The following is a 15,890-nucleotide window of genomic DNA, read 5'->3' on the forward strand; positions in this document are numbered from 1 at the left end:
CATGAGCGAAGCGCGTACAGCAACTGCTGAACGAGAACCCGGATTTCGCTACGCTCCATCCGGGCTACGTCCACCTCACAATGGCAAATTGTCGTGCTTCTTGGCCGGCGCTTCCACCTTCTTGTCCTTCAGCATCGCCAGCGCCCTTGCGATCCGTTTCCGCGTCGAGTGCGGCATGATGACGTCGTCGATGTAGCCGCGCTCGGCCGCGATGAAGGGCGACAGGAAGCGGTCTTCGTATTCTTTGGTGCGGGCGGCGATCTTGTCGGGGTCGCCGATGTCGCTGCGGAAGATGATCTCGACGGCGCCCTTGGCGCCCATCACCGCGATCTGGGCGGTCGGCCAGGCGTAGTTCATGTCGGCGCCGATTTCCTTGGAGGCCATGACGTCGAAGGCGCCGCCATAGGCCTTGCGGGTGATGATCGTCACCAGCGGCACGGTGCACTGCGAATAGGCGAACAGCAGCTTTGCGCCGTGCTTGATCAGGCCGCCATATTCCTGCGCGGTGCCCGGCAGGAAGCCCGGCACGTCGACGAAGGTGACGATCGGGATGTTGAAGGCATCGCAGAAGCGGACGAAGCGCGCCGCTTTCCGCGAGGCATCGCTGTCGAGCACGCCGGCCAGCACCATGGGCTGGTTGGCGACGAAGCCGACGGTACGGCCGGCGATGCGGCCAAAGCCGGTGACGATGTTCTTGGCGAAGGCATCCGCGATCTCGAAGAAGTCGCCCTCGTCCACGACCTTCAGGATCAGCTCCTTCATGTCGTAGGGCTTGTTCGGATTGTCGGGAATCAGCGTGTCCAGGGAATCGTCGAGGCGCTCAATGGAATCGAAGCTCGGCCATTCCGGCACGCCGTCGGTGTTGTTGGACGGCAGGAAGTCGATCAGGCGCCGCATCTGCAAGAGCGTCTCGACGTCGTTCTCGAACGCACCGTCGGCGATCGAGGAGCGCGTCGCGTGCACCGAGGCGCCGCCGAGCTCTTCGGCGGTGACGACCTCGTTGGTCACTGTTTTCACCACGTCGGGGCCGGTGACGAACATGTAGCTGGTGTTCTTCACCATGAAGATGAAGTCGGTCATGGCAGGCGAATAGACGTCGCCGCCGGCGCAGGGGCCCATGATGACGGAGATCTGCGGGATCACGCCGGAGGCGAGCACGTTGCGGCGGAACACGTAGGAATAGCCGGCGAGCGCGGCGACGCCTTCCTGGATGCGGGCGCCGCCCGCGTCGTAGAGGCCGATGATGGGCGAACGCGCCTTCATCGCCATGTCCTGGAGCTTCGTGATTTTCAGTGCGTGGGTCTCGGACAGCGAGCCGCCGAACACCGTGAAGTCCTTGGCGAAGACAAACGTCTTGCGGCCGTTGACGGTGCCCCAGCCGGTGACGACGCCGTCGCCCGGCACCTTGGTCTTCTCCATGCCGAACTCTGTGGAGCGGTGCTCGACGAACATGTCGAACTCCTCGAACGATCCCTTGTCGAGCAACAGCTCGATGCGCTCGCGTGCGGTCAGCTTGCCGCGGGCGTGCTGCGCCTCGATGCGCTTCTCCCCGCCGCCGAGCTTTGCGCCGGCACGACGATCTTCAAGGGCGTCCAGGATATGTTTCATTTGCTCCCGCCAGTTCTTAACTAAGCCACGCTTGCCGGGGGTTCTAACACGGCATTTTGCGGAGCGGGAAGCGGCTTTCGGCGCCGCAGGGCTGCCCTGCCACAGCGTGAAAGCGCAAGGAATTACAGAGTTTTGCCTGGGAGGCGACGATGGACGAACAAGCTGCCGAGACCGGGGCTGCGACAGGTGGCGTCAACATCCTGCTCCGCCTAGAAGGTCTGACCCTGTTCGTCGGCATGGTGATGCTGTACGCGGCCTGGGGCGGCTCCTGGCTCGTGTTTGCCGTGCTGTTCTTCGTGCCTGACCTGAGCTTCCTGGCCTACCTCGCCGACGCAAAATTCGGCGCGATGGTCTACAACGCCGCCCACAGCTACATGGCGCCGGTGACGCTGATGACGCTGGGCTTCGGCTTCGCCTCGCCCCTCACCCTCTCCATCGCCTTGATCTGGCTCGCCCATATCGGCATCGACCGGGCGCTCGGCTATGGCCTGAAATATTCGGCCGGGTTCGGCTTCACCCATTTAGGGCGGATCGGCCGGCAGAAGGACGCCTGACCCCAAATTTGGCGGGCCTCGCCGGTTGACCGGGCCGGCCGATTCAGGCTTGCTCGGGTCCTCGATCAGGCGCCGAATGTTGCGTGAGCCCAGTCGGTACGGCGGCGGTCATTACGCCCTGGCATCCCCCATGTCCGCGACGGTCGTCCCACTGCCGCCGAACTCATCGTCCGAAACCGTCGATTTCCTGCGGCGCATGGCCAGCATGGTGTCGGGCCGGAACGGCGCCATGCTGCTGCGTGCGGCCGCGCTGATCGAGTCGCTGGCGCAGCGGGCGATGTCGGCCGAGCGGCTCTATCACGAGACGCAAGAAGAGAACACGCGCCATGTCGAGCTGCGCGAGGCCGCCGAGCTCGCCTCCGACTCCATGGTCGGCCAGATCGAGGCGATGCGCGCGCAGCTTGTCGAGGTGACCGCGGCGGCTGCCGCCGAGCGCACCGCCTTCAATGCCGAGCGCGTCAAGCTGCTCGGCCTGATGCAGGATGCGGAGAGCCACATCCGCAAGCTCACTGCCGAGCTGGAGAGCTTGCGCGCCTCGGTCGACAGTTTCAACGACACCGTCGTCTCGGTGCCGATCGAGGTGCTGCGGCTGGCGCGGACCCAGTTCGACTATCTCTCCAGCGGCTTTGCCAGGCGCGGCGACGTGATCTCGCAGGCGATGAGCGAGATCGGCGGCTTTGCCATCGACCAGGCGCTGACGGCGAAGAAGACCGACAAGGCCTGAAACATTTGGAGCCGTCATACCCGGGACAGCGGCCTACTCGGCGTCAACACGGTTTTGCAGGCGCTGTTCAAGCTGGGTTAGGTGCGGAAGCAGCTCGGCTTGCACCGATGCCGCAGGTGGGCAAAGCGGCTTGTCCGCCGTAGCTCGAAGAGCGAAGGCGGAAGCGTGCCCACCAATCGCGGTAGCACATAGAGAGATGGTGGGCACGGCGCGATGCGCCTTTGCCCACCCTACGGCATCGCAATTTTGTCGCGGGTTCTCGCGCCTCTTACGGCTCACCCGGCCTGAACGGCTCCTGCTTGTCCGGCGGCACCGTTTCCTCCGCCATCGCCAGCAGCATCGCCACCATCACGTAATTGCCTGATACTGCGGTGAGGTCGACGATCTGCTGATCGCTGAAGACCTTCTTCGCGCGCGCATAGGTCTCGTCCGTGACCCTCTTGGTCGTGGTGATCTCGGTGACGAAATCGTAGACCACGGCCTCATCCTCGGCCATCTTCGACGGCCGCTTGTTGGCCTTCAACTCCGCGATGATGTCGGGCGACAAGCCCGCCTTCGCGGCGAGCGGCGCGTGCGCGAACCATTCCACCTGCGAGCGCCACTGCCGTCCGATGATCAGGATCGCGAACTCGTTGAGCTTGGTCGGGACCGAGGTCTCCCAACGCAGATAGTAGAACAGGTCGAACAGGCGCTGGCCGAGCACGGGGCTGCGGATCATCGGATTGTAGGGCCCACCGATGCCGACGCTCGACACCTTCATGATCTGCTCGCCGAGCGGCTTCTGCTTGGGGTCGAGCTGGTCCATGGTGAGCTGCGGAAAGCGCGGCTCCTTGCTGGTGGCGGGTGCGGTAAACGTCGTGGCAGCGAGCCAGCCGCCCGCTGCGGCCAACGCGAGCGACGACAGCCAGAGTGGCGTTGAGTTCATTGTTATCCTCCCGACCTTTGTTTTTGCTTGGTCGGGATGATGCTAGCAGGTTCGAGGACGCCAGCTAGATCGCGCCGATCTCGGCAAGGCAGGCTTGCGTCAGGCTCATGCGGGCCTCGATGTGGCGCGGCTCCTTGCAATCGATGTTGAGCGCGAACACCGTGTGCGCCTCGCCCTTTTCGGCCCAGCCGACCATCCAGCCCAGCGACGGCTCGCCGCGCTCGGCGCCCAGGAGGCCCGACTTGGCGCGGATGACGCTGTCGCCGACCTTCGTCACCGGCAGGATGTCGGCGACGAGATCCTGGCTGCGCTTGCCGATCGGCAGCGCGCGGCGGCGCAGCCGGTCGACAAAATCGATCTGCTCGATCGGATCGATGCGCAAATTGCCGGTGAGCCAGAACTGGTCGATGCCACCGCCGATGTCGCGATTGCCGTAGTCGAACTCGTCGACATATTTCTGCATCCGCTCCTGCCCGATGCGGCGCGCGATCTCCTGATAGACCGGCACCGCACTCACCGCGATCGCGCTGCGCAGCGTGTGATCCTTGTTCCAGGCCTCGATCGGCCGCTTCACGCCGTCCCACGGGAAGACGTCCTTGTCGGGATCGGCGACAACGCCGGTCTCGAGCGCGATCAGCGAGTTCGGGATCTTGAAGGTCGAGGCCGGCAACTTCCCCTCGCCCGAACGTTCCTTGTCGCTGGCGACGATCAGATAGTCCTCGACCTTGTAGCCGACGAAGGTGCCTGACGTGCCGAGATCGGTGAAGCGTTTTGCCAGGCTGTCGCGGATCTCGTTGCGCGGTGGTGCAACATGGGCAAACGCGCGCTGCGGCAGGATCGTGGCTGCGGCAAGAAGGCCGAGGGTGGAACGGCGGGAGAGCAAGGGCGGTATCCGTTAAGCAATGAAGACAGGCGCGACCATGCCGCCGCTACGTGGTGAAACGATGACAGGTGGCTTCTACCGCCCTCGCCCCGACAGCCGCAGCACGAACACCAGCACTTCAGCGACGGCCTTGTAGAGGTCGGGCGGGATCTCCTCGCCGAGCTCGACCTTGGAGAGCGCGCCCGCGAGGATTTCGTTCTCCTCGATCGGGATGTCGTTGGCTTTCGCGATCTCGACGATCTTTTCGCCGATCGTGCCCCTGCCCTTGGCGACGACGACGGGCGCGCCAGAGCCCTTCTCGTAATGCAGAGCGATTGCGAGCTTGGATGGATCGCTCATGTGGCGCGATCCAGGAAATGGCCGGCGCGGGCCGGCGCCGGCTGCGGCGGCGTGCCGTCGCGGACCAGGATGTCGCCGGGCTTGAGCTCGGCCCGCATCAAGGCCTGATTGAGCTCACTGACGCCGGCGCGGAGCTGCTGCGCGGTCGCCGGCCGCTCCGCCCACATCCGCACGAAGGTCTTGTCGCCGTTCAGCGTGATCAGCGCGTGGACGGGACCGGCCGGCTCGACGTTGAGCGTGAAGCGCGCGCGCCAGGCGCGGTTGGCGGGATCGGCGGACTCATTGCCGCCGTCGCGCGAGATCTCGAACTGCGCCATCGCGGTGCCCTGCGGCGTCGCAAACGGGATCTCGAAATTCCACTGCGGCACGGTCGGGTCGATGCGATGGCCGGATGCATCGGTGCGGTCGGGAAGCGAAGCGACCTGCAGCAATGTCTGCCGCGCGATCGCGGCATCGGTGTCGTCGAGCAGGCGATGCACTGTTGCGGAAAGCGGCGTGTCAGGCGCGAGCGACGGCGAAGCGACCGCCTGCGCTGCCGGCAGCGCACCGCGGAACGGCGGCGGCGTCGTGCGCCCCGCGGCCTCGAAGGTGCGGCCGTCGGGCACGGCCTTGTTCGAGCCCGGCACATTGCCGGTCAGGCGCGGCAGATTCTGCGCGGCCTCTTGCAGCAGGCTCGCGGCGAGGCCGGCCGACATGATGCGCGGCATCGCCGCCTGCGACGCGCCGGGGGCTATGTCAGTCAGGACCGCCGCCGCAAGACTGGCGCCGCGCGGCATCTGATGCGGCTGCGCGATCTCAGGCTCGGCCACCAGCAATGTGGCCTGCGGCGTCTCGCCTGCCGCCGGTGCCGGCGCTGCGGCGACCCGCGGTGTCGCCGCGGCGTTCGTCGGGATCGTTCCGCCCTGCGCCTGCGGCGCGGCGCTCTCGAGCGTCGCCAGCGTCTGGCGCAACACCAGCAGCGCGGCCTTCAGGTCCGGCACATTGCCTGACGACGGCGTTGTACCAGCGGCGAGCGAAGCTTCGAGAAACAGCCCGGACTTCTGGAACGCGGATTCGATATCGCCGCCGTCGAGGGCGGTGTTGAGCGGCGTCTGCTGCGCCAGCACGTCGAGCACCGCCTGCTTCAGGCCGACAGGCAGATCGCTGCCGGTGACGACGGAGGCGAGATTGGCGAACAGCGGCGCCTGGCTGCCCTGTTTTGTGACCGCTTCGGCCGAAGCGGCGGTGACGGCGACCTGCTCCAACGGCGTGAGCGTATTGCGCGCCGCGGTCGTGGACGGCGCCAGCGACGGGCTGTCCACCAGCGAGGCCGCAGCCGGCGTCAGGGTGAGCTGATCGGCGCTCGCCTCGCCTGCCCCGTTCATGACGGCAAGACGGATGGTGCCGTCGTTCTGCGACACCGCGAGCTGGAGGTTTTGCCCCGGTGTCAGCGACACCTCGGACATCACGTCCATCGAAAGGTTGGCGATCGCGATCCGCACCAGATTGTCGGCGAGCACGCTGACGACTTTGGCGTCGACGACGCTACCGGCCTGAAGCACGAGATCGGGCGTCGCCGCATCAGCCACAGGGCTGGCGGCACTGACCGGTACGATCGAGCTTATCGGTGTCGGCATTTTGCGGCCCAGGGAATGCGCTTCCCACCCTAGGGCCCCGTCGTAAACCTCTCGTTAAGGACCTGTGGCCGCTGGCGGCTTCAAGGCGGTCAGAACCGCCACGGCGGCCTCGAAATCCCTGAGGCGGGTAGCGCGGCGGGCGGCCGCCTCCTCGTCCACGCCCCACTGATCGATATTCCAGTCCTCGTCGACATGGGCAGCGGCCCAGACCTGGCCGGCATCGCGCGCGCCATGGGCCAGCGCCAGCGCCAGCAGCGCTGAGCCGGTCAGGGTCGTCACCACATGGAGGGCTGCGACCGACCAGGGATCGCTTGGCAGCGCATCGCGGGCCGCCTTCAGCGCCTCGTCCGGCTGCTTCACATGCATGATGCCCTCGGACAGGATGAAATGCGCGCCCAGCGTTTCCGAGACCCAGAACAGCACGGGATCCCAATGCGCGGCCTCGCGGGCGACCAGCCCTTCCGGGTGGCCGGCGCGATAGAACAGCAAATCGGACTCGAAGTATTTTGCGAGGTCGTCGCTGACGAGCTCGACGCGGTCGACGACGCCCTCGACCACGCTGTTGGCGATCCGGGTCAGCGGCATGGTCACGGGATCGATCGCCTCGCCCTGGGCCGCCCATTCGCCGGCCACGGCATCGGCCAGCGATCGCGAGGGGATCACCACCTGGCGGCCGGACGGCGTGCGGATCGGCTTGCCGTCGAGCGTGATGGCAAAACCGCCCTCGGCCTCGGTGACGCCGGCCTCCTTGTAGAAGCGCTTGCGCAGCGGCGTGCGCGCGGAGGCACGCGCCGAGTCCCGCGGATCCGGCGGAGGCTGGCTTGCTGCTTCTTCGAACAATTCGCGCATGTGAGTTTTCGGTCCCGGTCGCTGGATGCTAGGCTTTCAAGATAAGCGTTTAGGCCAGTACTTGCAGCCGATAAAGCGAGCGGCAGGCATGAGGGAACTTGCGGGCATTGTGGCCCTGTTCGCCGCGCTTTGGCTGGCCGCGGCGGAGGCCGGCTTTCGCACCCCGGAATCGCTGGTCCGCAACGTCTATGCCCATTACGGCCAGGGCGCGCCGGAGCTGTCCAAAGGCCTGCCGCGCGATGCCGCCACTGCCCGGCAGTTCTTCGATCCTCCCCTGCGCAAGGCCTGGAGCGCGCCGCGGGCGGAGCCCTATGACTTCCTGGTGCAGAGCCAAAGCTGGAAGCTCGGTCCGGTCGCGATCGCTATCATCCGCAGGCAATACGACAAGACCTATGTCGCGGCGAATTTCGACAATCGCGGCCGGCCGGTGACGCTGAACTTCATCCTGGTCAACGGTCCCGAGGGCTGGCTGATCACGGATGTCGAAAGCCCGCATGACAGCTTGCGGATGTTTCTGGAGCAGTTTCGGAATTGAGCCCCGCCGTCATGCCCCGCGAAGGCGGGGCATCCAGTACGCCGCGGCGTCTCGATTCAACAATGACTGTCTCTGGAATACTGGGTCGCCCGGTCAAGCCGGGCGACGACACCGGAGAGCGCCCCTACTCCTCCGGCGCGTTCTCGATCGGATCGAACCGGCTCGCATCCAGCCCGAGCAGATTCCACGACTGCTGCATGTGCGGCGGCAGCGGCGCGGTGGCGTCGATCACGCCGCCGCGCGGATGCGGGATGACGATACGGCGTGCCAAGAGATGCAGCCGGTTTTGCAGGCCGCCCGGCAGCTGCCAGTTCTCGATGTTGAAATATTTGGGATCGCCGACGATGGGGTGGCCGATATGCTCCATATGGGCGCGCAGCTGATGGGTGCGTCCCGTCACCGGCTTCAGCGACACCCAGGTCAGCTTGTTGCCGGCGGTCTCGACCACCGCGTAATACGTCACGGCGTGGCTGGCGCCCTCATCGCCATGCTGGGCGATGCGCATGATGGTGTCGTCCTCACCCTCCTCCTTGGCGAGGAAGGTCGAGATGCGGCCCTGCTTCGGCTTCGGCAGGCCCGGCACCAGCGCCCAGTAGACCTTTCGTGCCGACCGCGAGCGAAACGCGCCGGTCAGATGCGAGGCGGCAAAGCGCGTCTTGGCGATCAGGAGGCAGCCCGACGTCTCGCGGTCGATGCGGTGCACGAGGCGCGGCTTCTGGCCCTTCGAATCGCGCATCACCTCCAGCATCTGGTCGATGTGCCGCGTCATGCCCGAGCCGCCCTGCACGGCAAGGCCGGCGGGCTTGTTCAGGACAAGGACGTCGTCGTCCTCATAGATCGTCATCTCCTTCAGCGCCTTGAGCGTCTTCTGCGCGGCCTCGGAGAGCTCGCCGACGACCTTCGGCGCGTCGAGCTTCAGCGGCGGAATGCGGACGCTCTGGCCCTCCTCCAGGCGGTCCTTGCTGTCGACGCGCTTGCCGTCGACGCGCAGCTCGCCTTTGCGGACGACGCGCTGGATGTGGGAGAACGACAGGCCGGGAAAGCGCGCTTCGAGGAAACGATCGACGCGCATGTTGTTCTCGTCAGCCGTCACGGTGACGGTCTGCACCTTGGTCGGCAGCAGCGCCTCGACGGGCTTTTCGGGCGCAGGCCTTTCCGGCGCAGCTTTTGGCGGACGCCGCTCTGCACGCTCGGGGCCACGCCGCTCGGGACGCTCTCCGGCAAAGCGCGGCGGCTTGCTGCCGGGCTTACCGCCCGGCCGCGGCCCGGCCTTCTTCGCGCCGCGCGCCTGATGCGGACGTGAGTCGTCGCGCTCGTCACGCGAACGGGGCTTTGGATTCATTCTCTTGATGCGGCGGCTCATGCTTGCCTGCGTACCCTAAAAGCGGCCTTCCGTCACGACGAAATGGCCACCTCTAGCGCGAGCCGCCCCGCTCCTTGCGCAGCTTGGCCCAGTAATCCAGTCGCTTCCTGATCTCGCGCTCGAAGCCGCGCTCGGGCGGGTCGTAGAAGGTCTGCCGGCCGAGGGCCTCCGGGAAGTAATCCTGACCGGAGAAGGCGTCGGGGGCGTCGTGGTCGTATTCGTAAGCTGCGCCATAGCCTTCCGACTTCATCAGCTTGGTCGGCGAATTGAGGATGTGCTTTGGCGGCAGCAGCGAGCCGGCCTGTTTGGCAACCTGCATCGCCGTGCCGAAGGCGGTGTAGACCGCGTTCGATTTCGGCGCGGTGGCGAGATAGACGACGGCCTGCGCGATCGCGAGCTCGCCTTCGGGATGGCCGAGGAAGTCGAAAGCGTCCTTGGCGGCATTGGCGATGACCAGCGCCTGCGGGTCGGCCAAGCCGATGTCCTCCACCGCCATGCGCACCACGCGGCGGGCCAGGAACAGCGGGTCCTCGCCGGCGTCCAGCATGCGCGCGAGATAATACAGCGCGGCGTCGGGATCGGAGCCGCGCACCGATTTATGCAGCGCCGAGATCAGGTTGTAATGGCCGTCGGCCGACTTGTCGTAGATCGGCGCGCGGCGCTGCAGGATGTCCTGCAATTGCGCGGCATTGAAGATCTCGTCCGCCCGCGCCGAACGCCAGACCTCTTCGGCAAGCGTCAGCGAGGCGCGGCCGTCGCCGTCGGCCATGCGCACCAGCACCGCCCTCGCCTCGGCATCGAGCGGCAGCTTCCTGCCCTCGACCGCCTCGGCATGCGCGAACAGCTTCTCGATCGCGGCGGCATCGAGCGAGCGAAACACCAGCACGCGCGCGCGGGACAACAGCGCCGCGTTGAGCTCGAAGGACGGGTTCTCGGTGGTGGCGCCGACCATCACCACCGTGCCGTCCTCCATCACGGGCAGAAACGAGTCCTGCTGGGCGCGATTGAATCTGTGCACCTCGTCGACGAACAGCAGCGTGCCCTTGCCCATCTCGCGGCGGGCCCGCGCGGCGTCGAACGCCTTCTTCAGGTCCGCGACGCCGGAGAACACCGCGGAGATCTGCTCGAAATGCAGATCGGTGGCGTCCGCGAGCAGCCGCGCCACCGTGGTCTTGCCGGTGCCGGGCGGGCCCCAGAACACCAGCGAGCCCAGCGTGCGCGTCTCCAGCATGCGCGTCAGCGCGCCGTCGGGCCCGAGGATGTGATCCTGGCCGACGACCTCCGACAGCGCACGCGGGCGCAGCCGGTCCGGCAGCGGATGCGGCGCCTCGTGGTCGAGCCCCGCCGCGGCAAAGAGGGTCGGCGTCTCCTGTGGTCGCTTCGGACTCATCCGCCCAGCGTGACGTTGATCTGCTGGCCGCCGCGCACCACCGTGATGCGCCAGATCCGCGGCCGCTCGCCCGCGGCCTTTTCGAGGTCGCCGGTCTTGCTGATCTTCTGGTTGTTGACCGCCAGGATAATGTCGCCCTTCTGGAAGCCGACACTCGCAGCCGCGCTGTCGCCGCCGAGATCGGTGACCACGACGCCTTCGGTGTCGGCGTCCAGATGCAGCTCGTCGGCCACCGCCGGGGTGATAGTCGAGACCTTGGCGCCCTGGAACGGCGAACGCGCGGTGATGACGAGCTCGTTGCGGCCGGAGTCGGGCGCGGTCTCCAGCGCCACCGTCAGCTTGAGCGGCTTGCCGCCGCGCTGCACGTCGAGCTGCGCGGTGCCGCCGAGCGGACGGGTGGCGAAACGGTAGTCGAAGGCGTTGGGATCGTCCACGGTCTGGCCGTCAATCCCGGTGATGAGGTCGGAGGATTTCAGACCGGCCTTCGCCGCCGGGCCGCTCGCGACCACGCTTGCGACCAGCGCGCCGGTCGGCGAGCGCAGGCCGAGGCTCTCGGCGATCTCGGGCGTCACCGCCTGCAGCTTGGCGCCCAGCCACGGCCGCTTCACCGCCTTGCCGCCGCTCTTTGCGGAGGCGACGACGACGCGCACCATATTTGACGGGATCGCAAAGCCGATGCCCTGCGAGCCGCCGGAGCGCGAATAGATCGCGGTGTTGATGCCGGCGAGCCGGCCGTTCATGTCAACCAGCGCGCCGCCGGAATTGCCGGGGTTGATCGCCGCATCGGTCTGGATGAAGAACTGGTAGTCGGTGATGCCGACCTGCGTGCGCGCCAGCGCCGAGATGATGCCGTGGGTCACGGTCTGGCCGACGCCGAAGGGGTTGCCGATCGCCATCACGACGTCGCCGACCATCAGCTCGTCCGAATTGGTGAGTTCGAGCGCGGGAAACTTCTCCTTGGTGTCCTTCAGGCGCAGCACGGCGAGATCGCTGCGGGAATCCTTCAGCACGATCTCGGCCTCGAACTCGCGCTTGTCCGACAGCGACACCTTGACCTGGTCGGCGCCTTCGATGACATGGACGTTGGTGACGACCAGCCCGGCCGCATCGACGATGACGCCCGAGCCGAGCGAGCGCTGCACCTGCTCCTGCTGCTGGCCCGGCACGCCGAAGAAGCGGCGGAAGATCGGGTCATCGAGCAGCGGATTGCGGTTCTGCACCACCTTGGCGGCATAGACGTTGACGACCGCCGGCTGCACCCGCTGCACGATCGGCGCATAGGACAGCCGTAGCTCGGCCTGCGAGGACGGAACGCGGCGGTCCTGTGCGGCGGCCGGATTGAAGTGGGCTGAAAACGCTATGCACAACGCCGTGATGATAGCTGCGGGACGGATCGATCGAAACATTCCTACCTCTCGGAAAAGACGACGGAATATAGGCGCGTTCGCCGTGCAATAGAAGGGCGCCGGGGCAATATTGCGCCCTCCTCAGGTGTGTCCGGCCTGCAAGCACGGCGTGCGAAATGACAATCCGCCTGGGGTGGTGGATTGGCATGATGCGCATCATCCAGCATGCTACCCGGTGGCGGATTCGGTTGCGGCGAAATTACATCAGTGGGAACCCGCGCAACCGAGGCGCGCCGTCGCGGGGCAGTCATCGACCATTCCTAGGCTCTCGCCTGCGACTTGGGGAAGTTCGTCAACCGATGGAGTGATGACGTGAGCAGGACAAGAATTGCAGCCGCGGCGATTGGTTTCGCCGGCGCGCTGGCGGCCTCGCAGGCCCAGGCCCAATCGGCCAGCAGCAGCGAACAGGAGATCGCGCTGCTGAAGCAGCAGTTGAAGATGCTGGAGCAGAAGCTCGACAAGCTCCAGAGCCAGACCGCGGCGAACACCGCGGCCACGGCGAAAGCAAAGGCCGAGGCGAAAGCCGAAGCGAAGGCCGAGGCACGCTCGGAGGCGAAGGCGGTCGTCGCCAATGCCAATGCGGCGATCCCGCTCAAGACCCCGCCGCCTGCGTCCGGTGTCGTGGTGACGATGCCGAACAACCGGCCGACCATCTGCACCGCCGACGGGGCGAACTGCGTCGCCATCACGAGCCGCGTGCATTGGGACGTCGGCGGCTACGACTTCCGCCCCAACACGGCGGCAACTGTGCCGCAAAAGCTCGACAGCGGCGAAAACGTGCGTCGCGCGCGCATCGGTGTCGTCGGCAAATTCCTCGAAGACTGGAATTTCGCGCTGATCTACGACTTCGGCGGCTCGTCGGACGGATTTGGCGGCACGGGAGCCGCCGGCGCGACCCCCGTCGGCTTCCTGCCCGGCGGCGGCACATCCGGCATCGAAAACGCGTTTGTGAGCTACACGGGACTGAAGCCGTTCGGCGGCAAGATGGCGATCGAAGCCGGCATCATGGATATCGCCTGGACCATGGATGAATCCACGAGCTCCAACGACATCGCGTTCATGGAGCGCGCCTCGGTCGGCATCATCGCGCAGAATATCGCCGCCGGCGATTTCCGCTCTGCCGCCGGTGCCCGCTGGTACAACGACGTGTTCTACGCCGGCGCTTATGTGACTGGTCCGACCACGGGTGCCATTCACTCGGCCTCGAGCGTTTCACCTCCCGGCACCAGCGAGCAATACGGCGCAACCGCCCGCGTTGCGGGCCAGGTCGTGAGCGGCAACGACTACTCGGTGCATCTCGGCGCCGACGCCCAGTGGCTGATCCAGCCGCCGCGCAATCTGGTCGCGAACACGCAAACGCTCACGCTCAGCGATCGTCCCGAGCTGCGCATCGATCCCACGACGCTGATCTCGACCGGAGCGATTGCGAATGTGTCGGGCGCACAGGTCTATGGCGTGGAAGCCGCAGCCACCTACGGACCGCTCTGGGTCCAGGGCGAATACTACTGGTTCAACATCGATCGCGATGCGAACACAGCCGTGCCACCCATCGGTACGTCGAGCCTGAAATTCCAGGGCGGCTACGCGCAGGCGGCCTATGTCCTGACCGGTGAAAGCCGCAAGTACAATCCGGGCAACGCGGCCTATGGCGGCGTCAAGCCGAACAATCCGTTCTCGCTCAGCGGCGGCGGCTGGGGTGCCTGGGAGATCGCCGGTCGATACTCGACCGTGGATCTGAACGATCAGCTCGCGACCGCTGCCGGCATCGCCGGCGGGCGGCAAACCGTCTACACGCTGGCGCTCAACTGGTACGTCAACGGCAATGTGCGCTTCATGCTCGACTACCTGCACGGCACGGTGTCGAAGCAGGCCTCGGCGGTGTCGGCGGCGGACACGGGCTCGAAGTTCGACGCGGTCGCGTTGCGCACGCAGTTTGCGTTCTGAGGCTCGCTGTCGTCCCGGGGCGCGCACCAGCGCGAACCCGGGACCCATAGCCACAAGCTGGAGTTTGGCGAGGACTCGGAGTTGCCGGCTCGCGCCAAAACTTCTTCCTGGGGTTATGGGTCCCCGCCTTCGGGGACGACACCGAGGGTGGCGCAACAACTTCGCAGCAAAATCACGCCGCCCGCTTCGGCTTCTTCACGACCACCGGCGGCGGGGCGCAGGACAGCCGCTGCTGGTGGCTCTCGCCCCACGCCTTCAAAATATCGATCACCGGCTTAAGGCTCTCGCCTAGCTCGGAGAGGCAGTACTCCACGCGCGGCGGCACCTCGGCATAGACCTTGCGGATGACGAGCTTGTCCTCCTCCAGCGCGCGAAGCTGCTTGGTCAGCATGCGCTGGGTGATGCCGGGCATCCGGCGGCGCAGTTCGCCGAAGCGCTGGGTGCCGCTTTGCAGGTGATAGAGGATCACGCCCTTCCACTTGCCGTCGATCAGGTCCAGCGTCGCCTCGACCGAGCAGCCCGGCCGGCGGGCAAAATCGCGCCGTTTCATGCGTGTTTTCCCAATAGTATCCAAACAGGGACTATATCCCTGAATTTACAGTACTTGCCAAATGGAGGCCAGCGGGACAGTTAGCAAGCCGGGCGCACGTCACAGGCTGGGCGCCAACTGATGGAGACAAGCCATGAAGGCCGTCGGCTACAAAAAGTCGCTTCCGATCGAGGACGCGGATTCACTGATCGACTTCGAGACCGCAAAGCCGGAGCCCAAGGGACGCGACATCCGCGTCGCCGTGAAGGCGATCTCGGCCAATCCGGTCGATTACAAGGTGCGCAAGCGCACCGCCCCGCCCGAGGGCGAGACGAAGATCTTGGGTTACGACGCGGCCGGCGTAGTCGATGCCGTCGGGCCCGAGGTCACGCTGTTCAAGCCGGGTGACGAAGTGTTCTACGCCGGCTCGATCCTGCGCCAGGGCACCAATGCCGAATTCCATCTGGTCGACGAGCGCATCGTCGGCAACAAGCCGAAGAGCCTGTCGTTCGCGCAGGCCGCCGCCCTTCCCCTCACCTCCATCACCGCCTGGGAATTGCTGTTCGACCGCCTCGGCGCGGTACCCGGCAAGAGCGTCGATCCGCGCACGCTGCTGATTACGGGCGGCGCCGGCGGCGTCGGCTCGATCCTGATCCAGCTGGCGCGCCGCCTCACCGGCCTCACGGTGCTCTCGACCGCGACGCGGCCGGAGTCGCAAAAATGGTGCCTCGACCTCGGCGCCCATGCGGTGATCGATCACGGCAAGCCGATGAAGGAGCAGATCGAGAAGCTTAAGCTGCCGCCGGTCGCGTTGGTGGCGAGCCTCACCTATACCGACCAGCACTACAAGAGCATTGTCGAGTTCATGGCGCCGCAGGGCCGGTTCGGCCTGATCGACGATCCGCCGGAGTTCACCATGAGCACGTTCAAGGGCAAGGCGATCTCGGTGCACTGGGAATCGATGTTCACGCGCTCCTCGTTCCAGACATCAGACATGATCGCGCAGCATCATCTGCTGAACGACGTCGCCGACCTCATCGACAAGGGCGTGCTCCGCACCACGCTCGACCAGACCTTTGGCACGATCAATGCGACCAACCTCAAGCGGGCGCACGCGCTGCTCGAGAGCGGCAAGTCGCGCGGCAAGATCGTGCTGGAGGGGTGGTAGACGCCGCATACCCCGTCATGCCCGGGCTTGTCCCGGGCATCCACGGACGTTGTCGCC

General features: G+C 66.1%; 15 protein-coding genes. 5 read left to right on the top strand and 10 right to left on the bottom strand.

What is annotated here, in order from left to right; translation table 11 throughout:
* Nucleotides 1–75: 75 nt before the first annotated feature.
* Entirely contained in the window at nucleotides 76–1,608 is a 1,533-nt protein-coding gene (locus WN72_RS29180) for an acyl-CoA carboxylase subunit beta (RefSeq protein WP_027564377.1), read from the bottom strand.
* Nucleotides 1,609–1,757: 149 nt separating this feature from the next.
* Between WN72_RS29180 and WN72_RS29185 the strand changes: the two genes are divergently transcribed.
* Both WN72_RS29185 and WN72_RS29190 read left to right on the top strand, forming a co-directional pair.
* Nucleotides 1,758–2,162, top strand: a complete 405-nt coding sequence (locus WN72_RS29185; RefSeq protein WP_092219102.1) for a DUF4260 domain-containing protein — start codon at nucleotides 1,758–1,760, stop codon at nucleotides 2,160–2,162.
* Nucleotides 2,163–2,292: 130 nt separating this feature from the next.
* Nucleotides 2,293–2,886, top strand: coding sequence for a hypothetical protein (locus WN72_RS29190; RefSeq protein WP_027564379.1), 594 nt, complete (start codon nucleotides 2,293–2,295; stop codon nucleotides 2,884–2,886).
* A 268-nt stretch (nucleotides 2,887–3,154) separates the two neighbouring features.
* Here WN72_RS29190 and WN72_RS29195 read toward each other — a convergent pair whose 3' ends face one another.
* The 5 genes from WN72_RS29195 to WN72_RS29215 all read right to left on the bottom strand — a co-directional run bounded on the left by WN72_RS29195 (nucleotide 3,155) and on the right by WN72_RS29215 (nucleotide 7,498).
* Nucleotides 3,155–3,811: a carboxymuconolactone decarboxylase family protein gene (locus tag WN72_RS29195; protein ID WP_092219101.1), complete on the bottom strand. Its 657-nt coding sequence runs from the start codon at nucleotides 3,809–3,811 to the stop codon at nucleotides 3,155–3,157.
* Nucleotides 3,812–3,875: 64 nt separating this feature from the next.
* Entirely contained in the window at nucleotides 3,876–4,694 is an 819-nt protein-coding gene (gene blaOXA, locus WN72_RS29200; protein ID WP_092219100.1) for a class D beta-lactamase, read from the bottom strand.
* A 75-nt stretch (nucleotides 4,695–4,769) separates the two neighbouring features.
* The gene (locus WN72_RS29205) at nucleotides 4,770–5,033 is read right to left on the bottom strand and encodes an EscU/YscU/HrcU family type III secretion system export apparatus switch protein (RefSeq protein ID WP_092219098.1); all 264 of its coding nucleotides are present in this window, start codon (nucleotides 5,031–5,033) and stop codon (nucleotides 4,770–4,772) included.
* Nucleotides 5,030–6,649, bottom strand: coding sequence for a flagellar hook-length control protein FliK (gene fliK, locus WN72_RS29210; protein WP_167381090.1), 1,620 nt, complete (start codon nucleotides 6,647–6,649; stop codon nucleotides 5,030–5,032). The genes WN72_RS29205 and fliK overlap by 4 nt, the downstream gene beginning before the upstream one ends.
* A gap of 54 nt (nucleotides 6,650–6,703) precedes the next feature.
* Nucleotides 6,704–7,498: an ATP12 family chaperone protein gene (locus WN72_RS29215; protein WP_092219096.1), complete on the bottom strand. Its 795-nt coding sequence runs from the start codon at nucleotides 7,496–7,498 to the stop codon at nucleotides 6,704–6,706.
* An 88-nt stretch (nucleotides 7,499–7,586) separates the two neighbouring features.
* Between WN72_RS29215 and WN72_RS29220 the strand changes: the two genes are divergently transcribed.
* The gene (locus tag WN72_RS29220) at nucleotides 7,587–8,033 is read left to right on the top strand and encodes a hypothetical protein (protein ID WP_027564384.1); all 447 of its coding nucleotides are present in this window, start codon (nucleotides 7,587–7,589) and stop codon (nucleotides 8,031–8,033) included.
* Between the two features lie 124 nt (nucleotides 8,034–8,157).
* On the opposite strand, the gene WN72_RS29225 is transcribed toward WN72_RS29220, so the two are convergent.
* From WN72_RS29225 to WN72_RS29235, 3 genes are read right to left on the bottom strand one after another with little or no spacing between them, the layout of a single operon-like run.
* Nucleotides 8,158–9,396 (bottom strand): RluA family pseudouridine synthase, encoded by a 1,239-nt coding sequence (locus tag WN72_RS29225; RefSeq protein WP_092219094.1) that lies wholly within the window; start codon nucleotides 9,394–9,396, stop codon nucleotides 8,158–8,160.
* Between the two features lie 52 nt (nucleotides 9,397–9,448).
* Entirely contained in the window at nucleotides 9,449–10,786 is a 1,338-nt protein-coding gene (locus WN72_RS29230) for a replication-associated recombination protein A (protein ID WP_027564386.1), read from the bottom strand.
* Nucleotides 10,783–12,192 carry a DegQ family serine endoprotease gene (locus WN72_RS29235; protein ID WP_167381089.1) on the bottom strand — a complete coding sequence of 470 codons (1,410 nt, stop codon included), beginning with the start codon at nucleotides 12,190–12,192 and terminating at the stop codon, nucleotides 10,783–10,785. Before WN72_RS29235 ends, WN72_RS29230 begins: the two co-directional genes overlap by 4 nt.
* Before the next feature lie 312 nt (nucleotides 12,193–12,504).
* Between WN72_RS29235 and WN72_RS29240 the strand changes: the two genes are divergently transcribed.
* Nucleotides 12,505–14,136, top strand: a complete 1,632-nt coding sequence (locus WN72_RS29240; protein WP_027564388.1) for an OprO/OprP family phosphate-selective porin — start codon at nucleotides 12,505–12,507, stop codon at nucleotides 14,134–14,136.
* Nucleotides 14,137–14,308: 172 nt separating this feature from the next.
* On the opposite strand, the gene WN72_RS29245 is transcribed toward WN72_RS29240, so the two are convergent.
* A complete protein-coding gene (locus tag WN72_RS29245) occupies nucleotides 14,309–14,686 on the bottom strand; it encodes a winged helix-turn-helix transcriptional regulator (RefSeq protein WP_027564389.1) in 378 nt (125 codons plus the stop codon).
* A 133-nt stretch (nucleotides 14,687–14,819) separates the two neighbouring features.
* On the opposite strand from WN72_RS29245, the gene WN72_RS29250 reads away from it, so the two are divergent.
* Nucleotides 14,820–15,833, top strand: coding sequence for a zinc-binding alcohol dehydrogenase family protein (locus WN72_RS29250; RefSeq protein ID WP_092219092.1), 1,014 nt, complete (start codon nucleotides 14,820–14,822; stop codon nucleotides 15,831–15,833).
* Nucleotides 15,834–15,890 lie beyond the last annotated feature (57 nt).

The organism is Bradyrhizobium arachidis (assembly GCF_015291705.1).
Taxonomy (GTDB): Bacteria; Pseudomonadota; Alphaproteobacteria; order Rhizobiales; family Xanthobacteraceae; genus Bradyrhizobium; species Bradyrhizobium arachidis.